Source organism: Streptomyces sp. Ncost-T10-10d (assembly GCF_900091955.1).
Taxonomy (GTDB): domain Bacteria; phylum Actinomycetota; class Actinomycetes; order Streptomycetales; family Streptomycetaceae; genus Streptomyces.
The window spans coordinates 165,360-185,646 of the sequence record NZ_FMDF01000218.1 but is presented as its reverse complement, the minus strand read 5'-3'; the positions used below and the strand labels follow the sequence as shown (position 1 = coordinate 185,646).

At 68.8% G+C, this 20,287-nt stretch carries 21 protein-coding genes; 13 read left to right on the top strand and 8 right to left on the bottom strand.

The genetic code is table 11. The features are described from left to right. Positions 1-206: 206 nt before the first annotated feature. Positions 207-1,082 (bottom strand): sigma-70 family RNA polymerase sigma factor, encoded by an 876-nt coding sequence (locus tag GA0115254_RS38645; RefSeq protein ID WP_093899910.1) that lies wholly within the window; start codon positions 1,080-1,082, stop codon positions 207-209. An 86-nt stretch (positions 1,083-1,168) separates the two neighbouring features. On the opposite strand from GA0115254_RS38645, the gene GA0115254_RS38640 reads away from it, so the two are divergent. Next, complete coding sequence (locus GA0115254_RS38640; RefSeq protein ID WP_093899909.1) at positions 1,169-1,627, top strand: carboxymuconolactone decarboxylase family protein; 459 nt, start codon at positions 1,169-1,171, stop codon at positions 1,625-1,627. Positions 1,628-1,847: 220 nt separating this feature from the next. Further along, complete coding sequence (locus GA0115254_RS38635; RefSeq protein WP_093899908.1) at positions 1,848-2,267, top strand: hypothetical protein; 420 nt, start codon at positions 1,848-1,850, stop codon at positions 2,265-2,267. A gap of 113 nt (positions 2,268-2,380) precedes the next feature. Here GA0115254_RS38635 and GA0115254_RS44025 read toward each other — a convergent pair whose 3' ends face one another. Further along, complete coding sequence (locus GA0115254_RS44025; protein WP_141720985.1) at positions 2,381-2,659, bottom strand: hypothetical protein; 279 nt, start codon at positions 2,657-2,659, stop codon at positions 2,381-2,383. A gap of 336 nt (positions 2,660-2,995) precedes the next feature. Here GA0115254_RS44025 and GA0115254_RS38630 point away from each other — a divergent pair, with 336 nt between their 5' ends. The 5 genes from GA0115254_RS38630 (at position 2,996) to GA0115254_RS38610 (ending at position 8,860) form a co-directional block, all read left to right on the top strand. After that, on the top strand, positions 2,996-5,224 hold the full coding sequence (locus tag GA0115254_RS38630) for an acetate--CoA ligase family protein (RefSeq protein ID WP_093899907.1): 2,229 nt from the start codon (positions 2,996-2,998) through the stop codon (positions 5,222-5,224). Positions 5,225-5,291: 67 nt separating this feature from the next. After that, on the top strand, positions 5,292-6,122 hold the full coding sequence (locus GA0115254_RS38625; RefSeq protein ID WP_093899906.1) for an enoyl-CoA hydratase/isomerase family protein: 831 nt from the start codon (positions 5,292-5,294) through the stop codon (positions 6,120-6,122). Between the two features lie 203 nt (positions 6,123-6,325). After that, positions 6,326-6,994: a HEAT repeat domain-containing protein gene (locus GA0115254_RS38620; RefSeq protein ID WP_093899905.1), complete on the top strand. Its 669-nt coding sequence runs from the start codon at positions 6,326-6,328 to the stop codon at positions 6,992-6,994. Positions 6,995-7,000: 6 nt separating this feature from the next. Beyond that, positions 7,001-8,005 carry a HEAT repeat domain-containing protein gene (locus tag GA0115254_RS38615; RefSeq protein ID WP_093899904.1) on the top strand — a complete coding sequence of 335 codons (1,005 nt, stop codon included), beginning with the start codon at positions 7,001-7,003 and terminating at the stop codon, positions 8,003-8,005. Between the two features lie 186 nt (positions 8,006-8,191). Continuing rightward, on the top strand, positions 8,192-8,860 hold the full coding sequence (locus GA0115254_RS38610) for a class I SAM-dependent methyltransferase (protein WP_093899903.1): 669 nt from the start codon (positions 8,192-8,194) through the stop codon (positions 8,858-8,860). Positions 8,861-8,977: 117 nt separating this feature from the next. On the opposite strand, the gene GA0115254_RS38605 is transcribed toward GA0115254_RS38610, so the two are convergent. Continuing rightward, positions 8,978-9,874, bottom strand: a complete 897-nt coding sequence (locus GA0115254_RS38605) for an RpnC/YadD family protein (RefSeq protein WP_093899902.1) — start codon at positions 9,872-9,874, stop codon at positions 8,978-8,980. Positions 9,875-9,883: 9 nt separating this feature from the next. Further along, entirely contained in the window at positions 9,884-10,804 is a 921-nt protein-coding gene (locus tag GA0115254_RS38600; RefSeq protein ID WP_093899901.1) for a helix-turn-helix domain-containing protein, read from the bottom strand. A gap of 425 nt (positions 10,805-11,229) precedes the next feature. Here GA0115254_RS38600 and GA0115254_RS38595 point away from each other — a divergent pair, with 425 nt between their 5' ends. Next, on the top strand, positions 11,230-12,138 hold the full coding sequence (locus GA0115254_RS38595; RefSeq protein ID WP_093899900.1) for an aminoglycoside phosphotransferase family protein: 909 nt from the start codon (positions 11,230-11,232) through the stop codon (positions 12,136-12,138). Positions 12,139-12,224: 86 nt separating this feature from the next. Here GA0115254_RS38595 and GA0115254_RS46980 read toward each other — a convergent pair whose 3' ends face one another. From GA0115254_RS46980 to GA0115254_RS38575, 3 genes are all read right to left on the bottom strand, one after another. Continuing rightward, entirely contained in the window at positions 12,225-12,614 is a 390-nt protein-coding gene (locus tag GA0115254_RS46980) for a hypothetical protein (RefSeq protein ID WP_256102988.1), read from the bottom strand. 313 nt (positions 12,615-12,927) lie between these two features. Further along, positions 12,928-14,190, bottom strand: coding sequence for a vanadium-dependent haloperoxidase (locus GA0115254_RS38580; protein WP_093899898.1), 1,263 nt, complete (start codon positions 14,188-14,190; stop codon positions 12,928-12,930). 676 nt (positions 14,191-14,866) lie between these two features. After that, the gene (locus GA0115254_RS38575) at positions 14,867-15,562 is read right to left on the bottom strand and encodes a hypothetical protein (RefSeq protein ID WP_093899897.1); all 696 of its coding nucleotides are present in this window, start codon (positions 15,560-15,562) and stop codon (positions 14,867-14,869) included. Between the two features lie 513 nt (positions 15,563-16,075). On the opposite strand from GA0115254_RS38575, the gene GA0115254_RS38570 reads away from it, so the two are divergent. Both GA0115254_RS38570 and GA0115254_RS38565 read left to right on the top strand, forming a co-directional pair. Continuing rightward, complete coding sequence (locus GA0115254_RS38570) at positions 16,076-16,585, top strand: sigma-70 family RNA polymerase sigma factor (RefSeq protein ID WP_218105610.1); 510 nt, start codon at positions 16,076-16,078, stop codon at positions 16,583-16,585. Next, entirely contained in the window at positions 16,582-17,274 is a 693-nt protein-coding gene (locus GA0115254_RS38565; RefSeq protein WP_093899896.1) for an anti-sigma factor family protein, read from the top strand. Before GA0115254_RS38570 ends, GA0115254_RS38565 begins: the two co-directional genes overlap by 4 nt. Before the next feature lie 339 nt (positions 17,275-17,613). On the opposite strand, the gene GA0115254_RS38560 is transcribed toward GA0115254_RS38565, so the two are convergent. Next, positions 17,614-18,054 (bottom strand): ATP-binding protein, encoded by a 441-nt coding sequence (locus GA0115254_RS38560; protein ID WP_093899895.1) that lies wholly within the window; start codon positions 18,052-18,054, stop codon positions 17,614-17,616. 155 nt (positions 18,055-18,209) lie between these two features. On the opposite strand from GA0115254_RS38560, the gene GA0115254_RS38555 reads away from it, so the two are divergent. From GA0115254_RS38555 to GA0115254_RS38545, 3 genes are all read left to right on the top strand, one after another. Further along, positions 18,210-19,088, top strand: coding sequence for a helix-turn-helix domain-containing protein (locus GA0115254_RS38555; protein ID WP_093899894.1), 879 nt, complete (start codon positions 18,210-18,212; stop codon positions 19,086-19,088). Continuing rightward, a complete protein-coding gene (locus GA0115254_RS38550; protein ID WP_093899893.1) occupies positions 19,085-19,294 on the top strand; it encodes a DUF397 domain-containing protein in 210 nt (69 codons plus the stop codon). The genes GA0115254_RS38555 and GA0115254_RS38550 overlap by 4 nt, the downstream gene beginning before the upstream one ends. Positions 19,295-19,457: 163 nt before the next feature. Further along, a complete protein-coding gene (locus GA0115254_RS38545; RefSeq protein ID WP_093899931.1) occupies positions 19,458-20,072 on the top strand; it encodes a flavin reductase family protein in 615 nt (204 codons plus the stop codon). Positions 20,073-20,287 lie beyond the last annotated feature (215 nt).

Below are 20,287 nucleotides of genomic sequence, written 5' to 3'. Positions count from 1 at the left end.
CGGCGTCGCGGGGCTGGGCACGCACACCTGCGGCGTTGTCGTCGGTCAACAACGCTCCGCGTTGCCTCCCTCCTCCGCCTTGCAGCTGCACGCACCCAGCCCCGCTCCTTCTCCCACCCCCCATTTGCCGGTCGGTCTAACTTCGACGTCTCTGCGGGATCAGGCGTGGACCGCTTCGAGTATGCGCGGCCTTCGCCGGTAGGGAGTCACACCGGGTCCGGCAGATCCATGAGCGCGAGCTTGGCCGAGTCGACCACGGCGGTGATCTCGGTGATGTGGCCGTCGGCGACAGTGAAGGCGAGGAGGGAGAGCGGGGTGCCGTCCTTGCTCCAGGAGATGACGCCTGGGCGGCCGTTGACGGTCGCCGCATGTCCTCGTGCCGCGCCGCCAGCCACTCGGGCGCGGGTGGCGACTTCGGTGGCGCCGAGCGTGACGAACGTGCCGTTCGGGGTGTGGACGGTGAACTTCACCTCGGGGTGGAGGACCTGCAGCAGCTGCTCGAACTGACCGTCGCGGGCCGCGGCCAGGAAGGCTTGGACCACCTCGTGTTGTTGTCGTCCTGCGCTTGCCGGCTGCTGGGCGACTTGTATTCTCCTGCGGGCGCGGCTGGCGAGCATTTTGGTCGCGTCGGCGGATTTGCCGAGAATGGTGCCGATCTCCGCGAAGGGCACGGCGAACACGTCGTGCAGCACGAACGCCAGCCGTTCGTCAGGGCGCAGCGAGTCGAGGACCGTGAGAAGCGCGAGGCCGACGGAGTCCCCGAGTGTCACGAGGTCTTCCGGAGCAGGAGCGTCGTCGAGCGTCACGGTGAATTCGGGTAGCTGGTCATCGAAGGAGACTTCTGGGCGCATCCGGCCCGACCGCAGGACATCGAGGCTGATGCGGCCGACCACGGTGGTCAGCCAGCCGCCGAGGTTGTCGATGGTGTCGGTGTCCTGGCGGGACAGACGCAGCCACGCCTCTTGGACCACGTCTTCCGCGTCGGCATGTGATCCGAGCATGCGGTGGGCGACGGCGCGGAGCCGGTCACGGTGGGACTCGAATGCCTCGGCGATCGGGTCCGCGGGATGGGTGCCGGCCATGTTGTTACCTCCCTGGAAGCTGCTCCGTCATAGGGATGACGCGCACAGGCGCCGCAACGTAACCCGATGAAGGAGACCACTCCCACATGGAAAACCGGCTCAAGAGCAAGAACACGAACAACCCCGATGTGTGGACCGCGATCCAGCACCTTCAGACGGCGATCGCCGCCGGGGGTGTCGACCCGAAGCTGCTCGCGCTGGTCCACCTGCGCGCCAGCCAGATCAACAGCTGCTCGGCGTGCGTCTACGCCAGTGTCGCCGGGGGGAAGAAGGCCGGTGACACCGACGAGCGGCTGCACAACGTGGCGGCGTGGCGTGAGGCGCCGTTCTACACCGATGCGGAGGGTGCGGCACTGGCGCTGGCCGAGGCCGCCACCCGGCTGCAGGACGGTGCGCCGGGCGTCACCGACGAAATCTGGGAAGAGGTCAACGCCCATTTCACTGAGGAGCAGATCGGCGCGATCAACCTGGAGATCGCGCTGACCAACTTCTTCAACCGGATCAACCGAACCATCAAGGAACCGGCCGGCAAGACCTGGGGCTGAGCCCAGCCGGCTCTTACCCCCGGCGGGAACATCATGGCGAGCGACTCCAGCGGACACACCGGATTCTTCGATGACAACTCTCTCAGCATACGCAATCAGGCAGCCGTCATTGCCGGTCAATATGACAAGGTGCAACTTGAATAGGCGAATTTCGAAACTCGGGTTCATTATCGCGACGTGCGCGCTGGCGATGGCGTGCTCGAACGGAAAGGAGGCGGCGATGAAGACACGAGACGCCGATACCGTAAAGGCGGGCGTCGAGAGGACATCCAGTCGAATTCTCGAGATTCTCGACATCAAGGGGAAAGTAACGGAGACGGGTGCGATGACGTCGCATTGCTCGGGCTACGACTCCGACGAGGAGATCTACCGCGCACGTCACCCTTGGAGCATCTACAAGGCCCCCTACGCCGACACGCAAAGGGGCATGGACCGCCTGCGGGTCGAGCTCCCGAAAGACGGCTGGAAGATCGTCCAGGACGGCGTGGACGGCAGCAAGGCCAAGAGCCCGCAGATCGTCGCGGAGTCCAAGGGGGGTGAATTCGCAGTCGACGTACGGTTGCATAAAGCGAGCAAAGTCGGAAACGCCCCGGACCTCCTGGAGGTCACCGTCGAATCAGCTTGCTACCGGTCAAAATAGCCCACCGGAAGGCAAAACGGCCTGCCCTGTAGGCTGCCCTAGGGATCGTCCGGCGGGTCAGGACCGGGGTCGCAGACGTACGGCAGCAACGGTCACAGCCTTCGTTCGACAAGTCACCCTGCCCCGCCGACCGGAACGATCAGCACGCTCAGCAGCGACTCGCCGGACAGGCCCCCGAGGCTGTCCACGCATCCATGAAGCCGCTCGAATTCGATCACCTCTGCAGCAAGTCGAATCAGCCGATGCGCGCCTACGCAGGTCAGCCCGCAGGCGACAGGGTCGACAGGCCGAGCGACCCGTTGCGCGCACACATGCACCACACCCACCCCTGAGCCGTGTCGGTAGCCGAACTCCAGTTGCGCGCGTACGCCCGCAAACATACCGTCCTGCACTTGCGCCTCGGCGAGTTCTGTCCAGTGCCGGACGCCGGGCCGGCCGAGTCCGAAGTCAGGACTGGCTCTTCCGGCTCGCTGATCACGTCAAGCGGAGTATCCAGTCGGGCAACGTCCCACCGACGGTGGAGTCGCAGACTCATAGGGAGTGGCACGCACGCTTCCCCGAGCTCGCACAGTTCCAACGATCCCACCCACTCATCCGGGCGTCCGGATCAGCCTTTGCCTGCACACCCATTCCTGACGGGCCGTCAGTTCAGTAACCTGACAGAGCGTCAGCTTTCGGCTGGCCGGGCACGAGCACCCGACGGACTTCGAGCAGGAGTGGGCGGAACGATGCTTGGATCGACTCACGGCACCCTCACCACCGACTTCCGCGCCAGGGTGGTGGCCTGCGGCGAAGAGCCGCATGCCATCGTCCACAGCATGGCGGCCGCCGCCGCGGAGGGCGATCTCGATGTCAGCGGCCGCCCGCTGCACGCGCCCGTGCCGGATCTGGACCGGTTCTTCCGGCCCGAGTCCGTCGCCGTCATCGGCGCGTCCGACACCGAAGGGCGGCCCAATACCGGGATCACCCGACAGCTGATCGGCTGGGCCGAGCGGGTCGGGGCGCGGCTGTATCCCGTGCATCCCAGTCGGGAGTCCGTGTTCGGGCGGGCCTGTTCTCCTTCCGTCGCGGACCTGCCGGAGCAGGTCGATCTGGCCGTGCTGCTGGTCGGTGATCCGCTCCCGGTGATCGAGGAACTCGCACAGTCCAAGGTGAAGTTCGCCGTGGCCTTCGCCTCCGGGTTCGCCGAGACCGGTGAGGAGGGCGCCGCCGCCCAGGCCAGGCTGGCCGCGGCGGTGGAGCGGTCCGGGCTGCGGCTGCTCGGGCCGAACACCAACCTCAACGCCTTCGAGGAGTTCCGGGACGATCTGGACGGGCCGGCCATCGCACTGATCACTCAGTCCGGTCACCAGGGCCGCCCCGTCTACACCCTTCAGGAGCTGGGCGTGCGGCTCTCGCACTGGGCGCCCACGGGCAACGAGGCGGATCTGGAGACCGCCGACTTCATCTCGTACTTCTCACAGCGCCCGGAGGTCGGGGCCATCGCCTGTTACGTGGAAGGGCTGAAGGACGGGCGCTCCTTTCTGCTGGCCGCGGACCGGGCGGCGCGGGCCGGCGTTCCGGTGGTGGCGGTCAAGGTGGGGCGTACGGAGACGGGGGCCCGGATGGCCGCCTCACACACCGGCAAGCTCACCGGCGCCGACCAGGTGGTGGACGCGGCGATGCGGCAGTTCGGTGTGATCCGGGTGGACGGGCTCGACGAGCTCCAGGACACCGCGGCCCTGCTGGCCCGGGCGCGGAAGCCGCAGGCCGACGGGGTCGTCGTGTATTCGATCTCGGGCGGCACGGGCGCGCACTTCTCGGACCTGGCGACCGGCGCGGGTCTGAAGATCCCCACCCTGTCCGTGGAGAAGCAGCGCGAGCTGCACGAGTGGATCCCCGACTATCTGAACGTGGCGAACCCGGTCGACAACGGCGGCCATCCGGTCGGCGACTGGCGCGGCCGGAAGATCATCGACGCGATCCTCGCCGACCCCGCCGTCGGAGTGCTGATCTGTCCGATCACCGGCCCCTTCCCCCCGATGAGCGACCGGCTCGCGCAGGACCTGGTGGACGCGGCGGAGGCCACGGACAAGCTGGTGTGCGTGGTGTGGGGATCGCCCGTCGGGACGGAGGACGCGTACCGCACGACGCTGCTCGGCTCGTCCCGCGTCGCCACCTTCCGTACCTTCGGCAACTGCATCACCGCCGTGAAGGCCTATCTGGACCACCACCGGTTCGCCACCTCCTACCGCTCCCCCTTCGACGAGGCGCCGCGCACGCCGTCGCCCTCGTTCCGCAAGGCGCAGGCACTGATGCGCCCGGGTCACCAGTTGAGCGAGCACGCGGCGAAGCAGCTGCTGCGGGCGTACGGAATCCGCGTTCCGCGCGAGCAGTTGGTGACCAGCGCCGCGGCGTCCGTCCGGGCCGCGGGGCTGGTCGGCTACCCGGTCGTCATGAAGGCGTCGGGCGCCCGGCTCGCGCACAAGACCGAGCTGGGTCTGGTCAAGGTCGGGCTCACCTCCGCCAGCCAGGTGCGGGACGCGTACCGCGAACTGACCGACATCGCGCGGTACGAGGACGTCGAGCTGGACGGCATCCTGGTCTGCCAGATGGTCGAGCGGGGCATCGAGATGATGGTGGGTGTCACGCAGGACGCGCTGTTCGGGCCGACCGTGACGGTCGGGCTCGGCGGCGTACTGGTCGAGGTGCTGCACGATGCGGCGGTACGGGTGCCGCCGTTCGGCGAGGACCAGGCGCGGTCCATGCTGGGCGAACTGCGCGGCCGGGCCCTGCTGGAGGGCGTACGCGGCGGTCCGCCGGTGGATGTGGACGCGCTCGTCGAGGTCGTGCTGCGGGTGCAGCGGATGGCGCTGGAACTGGGCGACGACCTCGCCGAGCTGGACATCAACCCGCTGATGGTGCTGGGCCGCGGGCAGGGCGCGGTGGCGCTGGACGCCCTCGCCGTCTGCCGCTGACCGGTCACCCCGCCGACCGCCTCGACGGCCGCGCCAACGGCCGACCCACCTACCCAGGAGCTGCCTCATGCCGTCCTCCCCCGAAGACACCACCGAGTCCACCGACCCGCTTGACTCATTGGTACTCCACGCCACTGACAACGGCGTCTCCTGGATCACGCTCAACCGTCCCGAGGCGATGAACGCCGTCACCTGGGACCAGCGGGAGCGCGTCATCGCCCTGCTCGCCGGGGCCTCCGCCGACCCGACGGTGCGGGCCGTCGTCCTCACCGCCACCGGCCGCGGCTTCTGCGCGGGCGCCGACCTGCGCGGCGCCCCGGGGACGGGCGACCGGGTGCCGGGCGATGTCGCCCGTACGATCCGGCTCGGCGCTCAGCGCCTGATCGCCGCGGTCCTGGACTGTGAGAAGCCGGTGATCGCGGCCGTCAACGGCACTGCGGCCGGTATCGGCGCCCACCTCGCGTTCGCCTGCGATCTGGTGCTGGCCGCCGACTCGGCGAAGTTCATCGAGGTGTTCGTACGCCGCGGCCTCGTGCCGGACGGCGGCGGCGCGTATCTGCTGCCGCGCCTGATCGGCCCGCAGCGCGCCAAGGAGCTGATGTTCTTCGGCGACTCGCTCCCGGCGAGGGAGGCGGAGCGTCTGGGCCTGGTCAACCGGGTGGTCCCGGACGAGGAACTGACGACGACGGCCCGCGCGTGGGCCCAGCGCCTGGCCGACGGGCCGACCCGCGCGATCGCCCTCACCAAGCAGCTGGTGAACGCCTCTCCGGACTCCGACCGGGCGACGGCGTTCGCGGCCGAGGCGATGGCCCAGGAGATCAATATGACGACGCAGGACGCCAACGAGGGCGTGGCGAGCTTCGTTGAACGGCGTACGCCGAAGTACCGGGGACTGTGAGCGGCCCCGTGTCATGACTCGTGATGCGTGACGTTGCGTGATCTCGGCGCACACATGAATGTGCCTCATGTCGTCACGCACGTCTCATCCGACCTGACACGCACCGAACTCGGTGGACAGAGGGCGCCTGCTGATCCCGCGGCACGGCTCCGCTTGACCTTGACACAGTGACAAGGTCTTCACTGTGTCGAGGAGGTGGTCCCGTGACCATGCCGAAACAGGACACGGAAACGATTCGAGCTCTCCAGGGACTGGAGGACAGCCGCTCGTCAGTGCGGCTGCGGGCAGCGCTGGCGGCCGGCACGACCCCTGACCCGCGGTTCATCGACAAGCTCATCGAACGATGCGCGATCGAACCCGAGTTCTATGTGCGCGAAATGCTTACGTGGGCACTCACCCGCCACTCGGCATCAATGACGGTCCCAGAGCTTCTCGATGAAGTCCGCTCGGAGCGTGCGCAGGCTCGAAGCCAGGCGTTGCACACGCTGTCCAAGATCGGGGATCGGCAGGCGTGGCCGGCGATCACACGGGCGCTTCTGTCCGACGCCGACGATGAGGTGGCGCGGAGCGCCTGGCGGGCAGCGGTCGTGCTCGTGCCCGAAGGTGAAGAGCCCGAGTTGGCCGCAGTGTTGTCGACACAGCTCGGACGCGGCGAACGCGAGACGCAGCTGAGCCTCAGCCGGGCGCTGATCGCGCTCGGTAAGGTGATTCTGCCGACTCTGCGCGCTGCGACGACGGATCGCGACCCTCGCGTGCGGGCGCACGCGATCGCCACGGAACGGCTGTTGCGCGACCCGGATGCCGGATTCGAGTTCGCGATCGAGGAGGCGAAGCGCGTCGTAGCCCTCGGCAGGACCTGCCAGGAGGGGTGATGGGCCGTGTTGATCGGTGATGTGGCGCGACGGTCCGGGGTCAGCGCCCGCATGCTCAGGCATTACGACTCGCTCGGCCTGGTGCGGCCAACGGGTCGTACCGACGCCGGCTATCGCGAGTACTCCGACGAGGACATCCGACGGATCTTCCATATCGAGAGCCTGCGGTCATTGGGGCTGTCGCTGCGTGACGTCAGGCGCGTGCTCGATGATCAGGGCTTCACGCCCTCGGAGCTCGTCGACGACCTCATCCGCCAGACGCGTGAACGCATTGCGGGTGAGACGGAGTTGCTCACGCGACTCTGCCGGATCGGTGCCGCGGAACCCGCCGGCTGGGAGGACGTCCTCCAGATCGTCGCACTCCTCCAGGCGTTGGGGTCGAAGAGCGCTGGGACGCGCCAGCGCGCGGCCCTGTCCTCGGTCGAAGAGGTTCCGGTGCCCGTGGAAGCGCTGGTCGAGGCAGTGCTGAGCGAGACGGACCCGAACGTCGCCGGAGCCCTTCGATGGGCTTTGGCACGATCGGACGACGGCGGATTGGCGCTGCTGGCGGAGGGTCTCGGCTCACCAGTGGCCGAGGTGCGGAAACGTGCCGTCCAGTCCATCGCCGAGATTCCGAACGGTGAGGCGACCGCACTGCTGCAGGACGCCCTCACGAACCCCGACATCGTGGTCCGCAGGTATGCAGCTCTGACGCTCGGGGCGCGTGGAGCAGCCGACGCGATCCCGACGCTCATCGACATGGTCGTCGAGGAGACGCATGAAGTCGGTGCAGCCGATGCACTGAGCGCGCTGGCGAGTCGTCCCGCGTTGGCGGAGCAGATCGCTACCGGGCTCGTCGATTGCCTCGCCCACGGCACCGTTGAATCGTCTGTACGTCGACGGCTGGCACAGGCGCTCGCGGATATCCCGGGGGTCACGGCGTCACGTGCCCTCGCAGATCTGTCACATGACGAAGACCGTGCCGTTGCGCTTACTGCGGCGTACATTCTCGGGATACGCAACGCCCGATGACGAATCTTTCCTGGGGTGTTGTGTGCGCGGGGCCCAGTTGTTGCCGGTCACCGCCGACAGGGCCACGGCATCGCCGAGGCCCCGACCGTACCGACGGCCACAGGAACAGCGGGCTCAGCGGCCGATATCGGTCTCAGCGCTGCTTCCTGTGCCTCAACTACGGCCGTGGCACACTATCGTTGGCCGATGCGCGCCCATCATATTGACCGCCCAGCCGATCTCGACGTGGTCCGTGAGTCCTATGACCGCGTGGCCGACAACTACGCCCACATGGTGGTGACGACGGGAGTCGGCGACATCCGTAGCCATCCATGGCTCAAGGCATCGATCGACGCCTTCGCCGACACTGTGAGCGAGCTCGGGCCTGTCCTCGACGTCGGCTGCGGACCCGGAACGGTGACCGCCTATCTTGCCGAACGCGGACTCGACGTGTCCGGGGTCGACCTCTCCTCTCGCATGATCGAGAACGCGCGCCGTCTTCATCCGCAATGCCGCTTCAGCGTCGCCTCCGCCACCGACCTCGACCTCGGTGAAGCGTCCCTCGGCGGCGTGCTCGGGTGGTGGTCACTGTTCAACCTCCCCCGTGAAGTCCTTCCTCAGGTTCTCGCCCTGTTCGCGCGCGCGTTGAAGCCGGGCGGACACTTCATCACCGCAACACACGTCGGCGACGAAGACGCGGTGCGCACCGAGGCCTACGGAGGCGTACCCGTTCGTTGGACGACACACAAATGGCGACCGGAACAACTCGTGGACCTGATCGAGCAGGCCGGGCTGCGCCCGGTCGCCGAACTTCGGCTCCCTGCAGATGAGCAAACCGGTCCGGGCCTGGTCATCATGGCCAAGCAACCCGGCTGAGAACCAGGCGTGGGGAGCGGCACAGGGTCCCCTGCCGGGCAAGGCTCCTCCGGCCTGTCCTTCCGCTACGCCCTACCGCCTGAGAGGTGCCGGTACGCTCCTCTTCGTCGGCTGCGGCTACCCCACTGCGAAGACGTCCTCGACGGTTGCGGCAGTGGGGGCGCGCAGGAGCCAGCGGCTCAGAACGTCAAGGTCGGTGCAGCCCGTGATGCGTTCGCGCGCCTCGTCGGGTACGTCGATACCGGCCTGGGCGAGGAACAGCAGGATGCCCCGCGCGAGACCTTCCGTACGACCTTCCGTACGACCTTCTGCGCGGCCCTCGTCCCGGATTTCTTCCGAGAGGGATGACTTGTAGAAAGAAAGGTCCACGGCCACCAGGTTCCTCCACTGTTGTGCGGCCGGGCGGTTGCCCAGGCCCTGTGCGGTGAGTTCGACGATGGGGTCGGCGATGGTTTCCGGTACGTCGCGCAGAGCGGTCGACAGCGTTTTCAGTATGGCACCGATGTCAGGATCGCCTGCGTGTGTGATCGCGGCCAGCGTGGCCAGCGCCAAGTCCTTGCGGGCCTCGGCCACATCCGTGATCACCGGCATGTTGTGCGGGCCTGCGACAAGTGCTTGCAGGGTGAGCACGGGTAATTGCGGGTGGCCGACGGTGAACGGGCGCGTCGCCCATTCGGCGGTGGCTCGGTCCTGGCAGACGACCAGCAGCATGGGCGGCAGCTTGTACTTCGCCTGGAGGTATGACAGGTAGTACATCCAGCTCGCCGGCTTGTCCGGATCCTTCTTGCCCTGGGCCTCGATCGCCAGGAGATAGGACCGGTCATCCTCCATGTCGATGCGCAGCAGGGTGTCGACACGGCGTTCGAGGGGCCGGTTCTCGGTGAGGTCGGTGGGCATGACGGTAGCTGAGGCAGGTGGGCCGATCGCGACCCCCAGCACCTCGGAGACGCGGGAGAACAGGCCCGGGTACTCCTGGAAGATGCGGTGCATCGCCTCGTGGGACGAGCTGACCATGTGGGTTTCCTAGAGTTGTTGAACGGTCGGACGGGAGCTGTCGGTCTGGCAGTCGGAGCACTCTCCTGGCCCCGCCGCGCGGAATGCCCGGTCGCAGCCCTCGCAGTTCTGCAGCGGGATCGGCCGGGGCGGGGTATCTGCCGGGGCCTGGAATGGCGGCGGTGACGGAAGCCGGGCGGTGAGCCGGTGAGCGAGGAGACCGGCGGGGCGTCGCATCCCCTCGGGTGGAAGGTCGGCGGTCAGGGCGTGCTGTACGGCGGCGGGACCGGCCTCGCGCTCCAGCCATGCGGCGACCCCCGGCGCCAGGGCCTCCACGTCCTGCGCGGAGAGCAGCAGGCGCGGGTCCTGATGGTGCAGCCCGGCGAGCAGGTCGGTCGCGGTCCGTAGGAGGGACGCGGCGGGGAAGGCCGGCTTCGGTACGAGCAGGGGCGCGGGCTCACGACGGGGCGCGGGCTTGGTGTGGGTCCGGGTCCTGGACCTGGCCGGATGCGCGTCGTCGGGCTCAGGCTCGCTACAGGGCCGGACGAGCGTAGGCGGGCGGACCGTACGCTGCGGGCAGTCGCGGCCCGGCAGGGCGTCCGTGCGCCGGTGGTCCGAAGGCTGGTTGCAGGAGACCGTACGGGTGACGATCCGACCGTTGGCCAGACGCGTCCGGGTGCGTCGCAGATAGCCGTGGGCTTCGAGTTCGCGCAACGCTGCGGCGATCCGGGCCTCGCCCTCCGGGAAGCGGTCGGCAAGGTCCTTGATGCCGATCCCGACCCCGGCAGGCAGCGACTGGATGTGTGCGGCGAGCCCGATCGCGGTGAGGGAGAGCTCGCGGTGCTGGGTGAGGTGGTTGCCCACGACCGTGAATCTGCTGGTGTGCCGGGAGTTGTCGTGCACGACACCGGACGAGGCGCGCGAGGGCGCGCTAATCTGCTGGGTATCCATCGGGAAGGCTTCTCTTCCTCGTTGGTCAGGCCCTCGATCGGGATTGCCGTCCCGGCCGGGGGCCGTCGCATGTCTGGGGGATGTTCGTCGCGGCGAGCATATGCCAGCCAATCAGCCTGATATCCAGCTAAGTTGGCCATTTTCACCCATGTGGGTGACGGGTGGCAGGGTGGGGTTGGGAAGGTTCATTTCCCTGGTTCTTCAAGGTTCTTGATGTCGCGCGGAGCCGCGTCGCGGACCACCGGATCGCGGAAATTCGCGACCCGGTGGCGGTGGTCACGGTACGAGGCCCTGTCCTCCCGAAGCTGGCAGATTCCCACTTGGTCTCACCTGGCCTGGCGGATTCTCAGTGGATCGGGTTCCGAAGGGCGATCGTCTCGGGAAAATCACTGGCGGCGGCGAAGCCCGGGCAGAAGGCTCTCACCATGACACTTCACAAGAACGAGATCCATGCGGACGAGGCGGTGGTCCGGTCGCTGCTGCGCCAGCAACGGCCGGAATGGGCCGACCTCACCATCTCGCCAGCCGGTGCGGGCACGGACAACACGATGTACCGGCTCGGCGACCAGCTGCTCATGCGGCTGCCACGCACCCCGGACAACGCGCAGGCCGTACGGAAGGAGCAGACATGGCTGCCGCGGCTGGCGCCACATCTTCCCTGCCGCATCCCGGAGCCAGTGCACGAGGGCACTCCGAGTTCCGCATTCCCGCTCGCCTGGTCGGTGTACCGCTGGATCGACGGCGATGAAGCCGGCCCGGGCTCGGTCACCGACTGGCCCACCTTCGGGGCCGACCTTGCGGCGATCGTGCAGAGCCTGCATTCCGTCCCCCTGATGGGAGCCACTCGGCAGGAAGAACTCAGCTGGTACCGCGGCGGTGGCCTGCGCGCCTGTGACCGCTGGATCAGCGTGTGCTTAGACAACTGCCTAACGATCGAGGGCGTCGACCTGGACATCCCACACCTGCGACAGCTGTGGCAGAGTGCGCTCGCCCTGCCCGAGCCGTCCGGCCGCCAGGTGTGGCTCCACGGAGACCTCAAACCCAGCAACCTTCTGGTCCAGCAAGGAAAGCTGCACGGGGTCATCGACTTCGGATGCCTCTCGGTCGGCTTTCCCGACGCCGAGCACTCACCTCTGTGGGATCTTCCACCCCAGGCCCGACAGACGTACTGGGACGCCATGAGCCTCGACGACGTGACCTGGCTGCGTGCCCGGGCGTGGGCCATCGCTGTCGGAGTCAGCGGGGTGTCGTACTACTCGGGCACCTACCCCCTCTTCGTCAGCGAATGCCTGTCACGTCTTCACACGATCCTGGAAGCTGCCAGCGAGCGGTGAACCGCTCTCGGATGGAACATCAACCACGAGCTCCAGTTCCGCAAAAGCCAGCCCGTTTGAGAACGACATCCGGCTCGATTCCCAAATCACCTGGCAATCGCACAGGTTGGAGACCTGTCGGCTGCCAGCTCAGAAGCGACAGGACAATCGAGTTCGGCCCAGACGGCCATACGGAGGAAGGGTCCGGGGCTGACGCCCCGACGGTCCGCGAGCGCCTCGACGATCAGCGGACCGCGCCCGGATTCGGAGACGCCGTCCGGGCCCGCCGTGCCCGCCGGATCGGGCACGGTCCGGCACCGGGCGGGATCGCCGAGCCGGCAGAGGGAGAGTCCGGCCAGAACCGCCCAGGCCGCCAACGAGGGGACCAGCGCGACTCCCAGGCCCGCGGCCACATGGCCGAACTTCCCGGTCCACTCCGCGATTCCGGTGATCTTCCACGGTCTGAAACCGGCCCTGGCACAGGCCTCGGTGAGCATCGTGGGAGGCCGGTCGGCGGGCGCGTCCTGGCGCCATGCCTCGTCGCGTAGTTCACGCAGGTCGATCGTGCGGAGAACACCGCCACACGCAGCGTTCCGCCGTGTGCCGCACGGATCATGGTCAGCTCGTGCTCCGCCCGTGCCAGGCGTCGAGCACCTCCACGGCACGACGGTGCGGCGCGCCCGGCAGGGTTCAACCGCACGCCCCTGGCGAGCCGGTCGAACAGCGGGCCACCCGCCCGCTTCTCCAACGATGCGATACGCCGGAACACCGCGGACCGCGTGTGGTCTAGGCGGTGTTCGCCCGGCCGATTCAGTGCTCCTGGAACAGCGCCTGTGCGTGGTTCAGGCCGTACCTGGCGACATCGGTGCCCAGTGTGACCCCGGCCTCGTCCGCGAGTCGGGTGTGGATGCCGAGCCAGACCCGCGCGTCCATGTTCTCCAGCGTGAGCTGGTGCCATGCGGTGTAGGTACGGACGACGCCTGGTGCGGTGCCGCTGGTCAGGGTGAACGGGGCCGTGCGCGGTCCTGCGAGGGCGGTGAGAACGGTTTCCGCCGCACCTGCGTAGGTGTTGTGGCCGCTGGGGTAGTCCGGGTGCGCCGGGGTGGTGTGCAGCGGGTTCCATGACGGGTCGGCAGGGACTTCGCCGACGCCTGTTCGGATCGCGGTGACGGGGCGCCACAGCGGGTAGGTGTACTTGCTGTCGGAGGTGGCGATCTGGGTGTCCACCAGCGTGGCGTTGGCCAGGGCGACGAGTTCGGCCTGCTTGCGCAGCGGCTGGTGGGAGGTGGCGGCGAGCGCGACGCGAATCGGCTTGGTCCACAGGGTCAGCGAGGAGTCGAACCAGAAGTTGGCCGTGTCGGTCTGCCGCGCGGTGCGCATGGTGCTGTTCAGCGCGCCGAAGTCTCGAACCTCCTTCAGGTCGGTCCGGTACCGCTTGGACGTCGGAGCGGGAGGCGCGGGCAGCCGGAACTGGCCGGCGCTCTTCAGCAGGAAGGGCCGGGCGAACCGGGTGCCGTTCTGAATGGCGGGGGCGAACGCGGGCGGGGTGGGTTGCCAGACGCCGGGCGCGGCCGGCGGCACGGTGAACGGGGCGTTCACCGAGGCCGCGTCGAGGCCGTCTCCCTCACGGTCGTTCAGGACCTCCAGCGCCTGGCGTTCGCCGGCTGCGGCGCCCAAGGTCTCGGCCGGGCCGTCGGGGGTCTGATCCAGGGTCTGCTGCAGGGCGGCATCCAACTCCGGGGCACGGGTGGGCACCAGCTCGACCAGGGCGCGGTGCACCGCGGCAGCCAGGGCCGCGTCCTGGTAGTCCCTGCGGTCGACCCCGGACGGCACATGGTGCAAGGCCCGTGCCGCCGCGATCCAACCGACCGCCCAGGTCCGGCTGTTGGTCACCGGAGGGAGTGACGATCCGGCCGCCGCGACCGTGTCGGCCGTGGTGTCGTACCAGGCGAGCGCCACGGAGGTGCGACCGTGCCCGGGCGCAGGGGCGGCGGCGACGCTCGGCGCCGCGCCGGAGGCGACCAGCAGTGCCGTGGAGGCCGCCAGGGCCACACGGGTCTTCGGGGAGTTCATGCAGGTAGCTCCTCATGGTGGGGGTGGGGCGGGGCCGGGGTGTCGGCCCGTCCGTCTGGCAGTCATGTGCGACGGGACGCAGAGAATCGAGGACCTTGCACGGGCCGCAGCAGGTTCCCGGACGAAGCCGTGGGGCCTTGGCCCGGGAACCTGCGGCGCACGGTGCCGTGCGGGGACGCCGCTGCGGGCAGGGGCGGCCTTCGGCGTGGCCGGACGGGCGCCGGCAATGACGTGTCCGGGAAACGGGCGAGCCCAGGAAGTGCCCGGACATGTCCGCAGCCGGATAGCGGGTGTCCGCAGGGGACCGCGTACGGAGCAGCGGACGAAGACGGGCGAGGCGACATCGTCGCCGCTGCGTCTCATCAGCGCCGGCGCGCACTGCGGCACACGCGCAGTTGTTCACAGGCCCAGCAGCGGCGCCCTCCTGACCCGGCGGGGTTCAGAGCCTGTCGGGTGACCTCTGATCGGGCGGCCGCGCCCTGGCATGCACTCCCCCAAGGCCTTGAGGGCCAGGGGCACCCTCCGGCATTGCCGTCATGCCCCAGTAGCCCCTTCCCCGAGCTCTCCACTTCGTTCGAGCTGGGGAGCCCCCGTCCGAGGCCCGCCCGGTGCCTTGGAATCACACGCACCATGCCGCCCGCGTCCGCTCTCCGGACGGAGGTCACCCGACGGACTCTCAGGCGGGGTCGGCGTTGATGTGGAAGGGAACGGTGACGACGTTGGAGGCGACGCCCATCAGGTCCAGGTCCTTGGCGCCGATCTTCCCATCGCCGTCGAGGTCCTTCACGACGCCGGGTGCGTCGTTGTAGACGCCGTCGTGGTTGAGGTCGTCGACGACGGCCACGGTCAGGGTGGTGTCGACGTTCTGCCCCACGATGGGGGCGCCGACGATCCAGGTGTCCCACAGTTCGGTCTTGTGCGGGGTGCGGTCGGTGACGCCGGAGAGGTTGAACAGGTTGGCCAGGTTGGTGCCGGGCCCGGAGAAGCCGGGGAGGGTGCTGTTGGTGGTGGAGTCCAGCACGACCAGTCCAGGGATCTTGTCGTCCTGGCCGGTGGAGAAGGTGCCGGGGAAGGGGGCGATGTTGTTGTGCGCGGCCGGGCCGGTGAGCTGGAGCCCGTTGTAGCCGGTCCCAGCCAGGCTCTTGCCCCGGAAGGAGAGCTTCAGGTCCACGATCCAGCCCTTGCCCTCCACGCCCGCGTTGTCCCCGCGCTTGGGTGAGAGGACCTCCACCTTGACCGGGTGCCTTGCGGTGGAGGCGGACCTGTCCAGGCTCGAGGCGTTCGCGCTGGACAGCCCGGAGGCCGCGACGCCCAGGCCGAGGATCATGGCCGTACTCGCGCCGAGGGCCCAGCCGAGCTTCTTCTTCCTCATGACGTGTCTCCTGAGTGTTGGGAGGCTTGCGGCCATGTGTACGACCACCTGCGGCACTCGGTTCAGCCCTCAGGTCGGCCAAGTCGCACAAGGTCGGATCGTCCGGCGTCCGTCAAGGCTGCGGGGACGAGGATGCCGTCCGGCGCGCCCGTGGGCTCGACTCCCGACCCGTGTCCGCGCTCCCGTGCACACCCCTGCTACAAAGAGCGTCGGCAGGCCTTCGTTCCGACGGACGGCGAGTACCCGAGTTCATCCGCTGCCTGTGGGTGAACTCGAACCCCCGGCTCGTCGTATACGCAGCGGCAAGGGCACACGATCAGTGCCTCAGGACACAAGAACCGCATGTCGCAGCCGTCCTCGAAGACGGCGCAGCCGATGCGGTCATGTCTGGAAGTGAGTCGGATGGATCGGATCCGGTTCCGCGCCTCCCCAGGGCGCGGACTGTCCGCCGCCTGCAGTTCGGGCCCGGCGATGCTCCGAGCGACCCCAGCCTGCGAGACGAGGACATCGAGCGTGACGCCGGACGAACAGTTGATGACTGCGTTGTACACCGAGCACCACGATGTGCTTCTCTCCTTCGTGCGCAGGTACGTGCGCAGTCCTGAGCAGGCGGAGGACGTCGTGCAGGAGACGCTGCTGCGGGCGTGGCGCAGCATCACCAGGATCGAGCCACGCCACGCCACCATCCGCTCCTATCTCTTCACGATCGCCCGCAACGTGCTCACCGACAGCTGGCGCGCTGAGCAGCGGCGTCCGGAACCGCTCTACGACGACGAGGCACTCGCGGCTGTACCTTCTGCCGATGATGTGGAGGCGGCGCTGGAGGGGCACGTGATCGCCGCAGCGCTGGAACGCCTGTCCAGCGAGCATCGTGACGTGATCCAGGCGCTGTACTTCGAGGGGTTGACCACCGCCGAGTCCGCGTCACGGCTCACGATCCCGGAGGGAACGGTCAAGTCCCGCGCCTACTACGCGGTACGCAACCTGCGCGCAGCCTTTGAAGAAATGGGAGTTCTACGGTGAGCACCGACCATGATGACGTGCGCATGCTGATCGGCGCGTATGTGCTGGGCGGTCTCAGCGAGACCGACCGCCGCGTTCTGGAGTCCCACCTGCCCACGTGCCAGGAATGCCGTGACGAGCTCGCGCGCTCGGCCCCGCTGGCTGGACTGCTCCGCCGCGCCCCGGGTATGTCCGCGCCCCGCCCCCGGGCCACGCGTGAGACCGACACCGATGCGGCGCCCCCGGCTTCGCCGACCGGGCTCGACCGCCTGCTGGAGCAGGTCCGCGCGGCCGATGTCGCACGCAGGCGCCGGGCTCGTCGGCAGTGGCTGGCATTGGCTGCGGCCCTGATTGTGGTTGCCGGGCTCGGACTGGGGTCGATGCTGCCGTTCCGGCAGTCGACCGGCCCGTCCACGGCCTTCACCTCGGCCGCCGGGTACTCCGTGTCCGGCCGTGCCACGCTCACGGCCAAGCCCTGGGGCACTGCGGTGAGCGTCACTCTGGCCGACCTGCCCGCAGGAGGATCAGGACCCTTCATCCTCCAGGTCTCCTCGGTGGACGGCCGCAAGGAGCAGGCGGCCACCTGGGCGATCACTCCCAACGGCAGCGCCGCCGTGACGGGGGCGAGTGCCCTGCACCTTCCCGACATCCGGTCCATCTCCGTGATGGACCAGGCGGGACGCATGGTCGCCACGACCCGACCACTCTGACCTGCCTCGACCACCATCCCGCGGTCCGCTCCACTGCCGAGCCCGCGAGATGGTCCCGCCTGCCCTGACGCGGCGCGAAACAGCACTGGCCAGACACCGTTGCCCGTGCAGAGCAGTTGCCCCAGCACGTGCGACCCGGGGCAACCGGACGCGGCGCCGCACTCAAGCCACCTCACCGCGATTCCTCCTTCCTGTTCAACCGGCCTGCCGACGCAGCCCTTCGGGCGGAAGTTCGCTGGTCAGGGCGTGTCGTACGACGGCCGGGCGGCCTCGTGCTCCGACCGAGCGGCGCCCCCGGAGCCCGCCGGATGGTGAACATCCGCGACCCGGCGGCGGCGGTCACGGTACGAGGTCGAGCTCGGCCCAGACGGTCTTGCGGGGGACGGGACCGGGGCTGACGCCCCAACGGTCCGCGAGCGCCTCGACGATCAACAGGCCGCGTCCGGACTCGCAGTCACCGTCCGGGACGGCCGTGCCGCCCGGACCGGGCGGAAGGCATTCGCCACGGGCGTCGCTCACCTCGATCCGCAGGAGCGCGCCTCCTTCGTGGATCGTGAGGTCGAGCCGGAAGTCCCTGCCCGGTACGCGGCCGTGCACCACGGCATTGGCGGCCAGTTCCGCGACGATCTGCACGGCCGACTCCGACGGGATCCCCCACTCGCCCAGATGCGCGGCGGTGAGCAGCCGGGCCAGCCTGGCTCCCCGGCGGGTGGGCGAGAGCAACACGGTGAACGTGCGGCCGGGGGTGGGGGGTTGAGCGAGGGTGATTTCTTGTTTCACGTCACTCAGCGTGGCCGGGCACGCATACGCTGACCAGTGATCGACTGGATGCGTACGGTGACTGTCCGGTGGTTGTCCGGAGCTGTCCGGGCTGTCCGGAGGGGGCGTGCGGGTAGAGGGCGTCGAGGTGTGACGGCACGTCGGAGGTGGCGCGGATGCAGGTGGATGCGAACAGTACGGAACGACCCGGGGGCGAGGCGGACGAGCCCGGTTGGGACGTCGACCCGGACGACGAGTCGGGTGCGGCGGTCGTCGCCACGGTGGGGCGGCAGCTGAAGCTGCGACGTGAGGCGGCCGGTATGCGGGCGGCCGAGTTCGGCGTGGCGATCGGGTACGGGGAGGACCAGGTCTACAAGGTCGAGGCCGGGAAACGGATTCCGCGCCAGGAGTATCTGGACAGGGCGGACGAGGTGCTGGGGGCGGGTGGGCTGATCGCCGCGATGAAGAAGGACGTGGCGGAGGTCCGGTACCCGAAGAAGATTCGGGATCTGGCGCGGATGGAGGCGCGGGCGGTCGAGCTACTGTCGTACGGCGACCACAACCTGCACGGTCTCCTGCAAACGGAGGAGCACGCCAGGGCGCTGCTCGGGACGCGCCGACCTGCGTACTCCCAGGACGAGTTGGAACGCATGGTGGCCGCACGCACGGCCCGGCGTTCCATCTTCGACCGATCACCGGCACCGGATCTCAGTTTTGTCCTGGAAGAAGTGACGCTGCGCCGCCCGATCGGAGGGACAATGGTGCGACGCCAGCAGCTTGAACACCTGTTGGAGGTGGGGCAGATGCGGAACGTCGAGATTCAGGTGATGCCGACCGACCGCTGGGACCACCCCGGAACAGGCGGGAAGATCCAGGTGCTGAAGTTCGACGATGGCTCTGGGGTGGGGCGTACCGATGGCGTGCACGGCGGGCGCCCCGTCTCTGATCCGCGACAGCTCCGGGTCCTTGAGCTGCGGTATGGCATCATCCGGGCCGAGGCTCTCACACCACGGGAGTCGCTGACCTTCATCGAGCAAGCGCTGGGAGAGACATGATCGGCAAGACCTCCGCTGAGAACGGCTCCGAGCTGGCGTGGTTCAAGAGCAGCTACAGCGACAGCAGCGACGGCAACGACTGCGTCGAGGTCGCCACCACCCCCAGCACCGTCCACGTCCGCGACTCGAAGAACGCGCAGGGCCCCCGGTTCGCCGTGACCCTCGACGCATGGGCACACTTCGTGACGTACGCCGCCGGAAGCTGACCCTGAAGACTCGCCCCGGCCTCGGCCCGGGCGAGTTCGGGGTGCGCCTCAGTCCGGCTCAGCGGCGGGACTCGCGGCCTCTGACGCACGGAACCCTCTTCCCTCACCCTTCCTATCTGACGTTCCGTCAGTTTCAATGGAAGGCGTGATGGGACACGCAGGCATGGCCGCCACCGCCGTCCGGTACCTCAGGTCCGTCGGCGCCGCCACCACCGCAGGGACGGCGCCGGTCGACCCGCTGCCGCGCCCGGATCTTCGGGCCGTCGCCGAGGGTGAGCGGCTGCCGGTCGACCCGGCCGAATTCCGGCGCGTACTGGGGCACTTCGCGAGCGGGGTCACCATTGTCACCGCGCACGATCCGGACGACGCGGGAGGGCCGGCGGGCTTCGCCTGCCAGTCGTTCGCGTCGCTCTCCCTCGACCCACCGCTGGTCACCTTCATGGTCGCCCGTACGTCGACGACCTGGCCTCGCATCGCCCGCGCCGGGGCCTTCTGCGTCAACATCCTGGGCGCGGACCAGGGCGCACTGTGCCGGAGCTTCGCGGTGAGCGGGGCCGACAAGTTCGCGGGGGTGGCGTACGAGGCGGCTCCCGCGACCGGGTCGCCACTGCTGGACTCCGTACCGGCCTGGGTCGACTGCCGCATCCAGGCCGTCCACACCGGGGGCGACCATCTGATCGTGGTGGGCCGGGTGGAGGCACTGGGGGCGGCGAACGGGGACGGTCCGCTGCTGTTCCACCGGGGGGCGTTCGGGCGGTTCGGGCCACTCGGCGGGTGAGCGTTCACCGCGACCCGGCCCGGACCGGCGGGTGAACACGCACCACGGGCCCGATCGTGCCCGGCGGACGGCGGTTCAGCCGACGGCGCCTTGCAGCAGATCCCGCAGCTTCAGCGCCGCCGGAAGCGGCGCGGCGGGCTGATACGTCCTCCGGGGGGTGCGGCTTCCCGGACCCCTTCGGCAGCCTCCGGCGGCCTGCCGACCTCGACTATGTC

Bases quoted from the DNA above. Each gene is read 5' to 3' on its own strand.
- GA0115254_RS38555 (WP_093899894.1), top strand. From the start codon at position 18,210: ATGCAGGTGGATGCGAACAGTACGGAACGACCCGGGGGCGAGGCGGAC.
- GA0115254_RS38645 (WP_093899910.1), bottom strand. From the start codon at position 1,082: ATGGCCGGCACCCATCCCGCGGACCCGATCGCCGAGGCATTCGAGTCC.
- GA0115254_RS38545 (WP_093899931.1), top strand. From the start codon at position 19,458: ATGGCCGCCACCGCCGTCCGGTACCTCAGGTCCGTCGGCGCCGCCACC.
- GA0115254_RS38600 (WP_093899901.1), bottom strand. From the start codon at position 10,804: ATGGATACCCAGCAGATTAGCGCGCCCTCGCGCGCCTCGTCCGGTGTC.
- GA0115254_RS38580 (WP_093899898.1), bottom strand. From the start codon at position 14,190: ATGAACTCCCCGAAGACCCGTGTGGCCCTGGCGGCCTCCACGGCACTG.
- GA0115254_RS38630 (WP_093899907.1), top strand. From the start codon at position 2,996: ATGCTTGGATCGACTCACGGCACCCTCACCACCGACTTCCGCGCCAGG.
- GA0115254_RS38610 (WP_093899903.1), top strand. From the start codon at position 8,192: ATGCGCGCCCATCATATTGACCGCCCAGCCGATCTCGACGTGGTCCGT.
- GA0115254_RS38575 (WP_093899897.1), bottom strand. From the start codon at position 15,562: ATGAGGAAGAAGAAGCTCGGCTGGGCCCTCGGCGCGAGTACGGCCATG.
- GA0115254_RS38605 (WP_093899902.1), bottom strand. From the start codon at position 9,874: ATGGTCAGCTCGTCCCACGAGGCGATGCACCGCATCTTCCAGGAGTAC.
- GA0115254_RS46980 (WP_256102988.1), bottom strand. From the start codon at position 12,614: ATGCTCACCGAGGCCTGTGCCAGGGCCGGTTTCAGACCGTGGAAGATC.
- GA0115254_RS38550 (WP_093899893.1), top strand. From the start codon at position 19,085: ATGATCGGCAAGACCTCCGCTGAGAACGGCTCCGAGCTGGCGTGGTTC.
- GA0115254_RS38635 (WP_093899908.1), top strand. From the start codon at position 1,848: ATGAAGACACGAGACGCCGATACCGTAAAGGCGGGCGTCGAGAGGACA.
- GA0115254_RS38640 (WP_093899909.1), top strand. From the start codon at position 1,169: ATGGAAAACCGGCTCAAGAGCAAGAACACGAACAACCCCGATGTGTGG.
- GA0115254_RS38625 (WP_093899906.1), top strand. From the start codon at position 5,292: ATGCCGTCCTCCCCCGAAGACACCACCGAGTCCACCGACCCGCTTGAC.
- GA0115254_RS38595 (WP_093899900.1), top strand. From the start codon at position 11,230: ATGACACTTCACAAGAACGAGATCCATGCGGACGAGGCGGTGGTCCGG.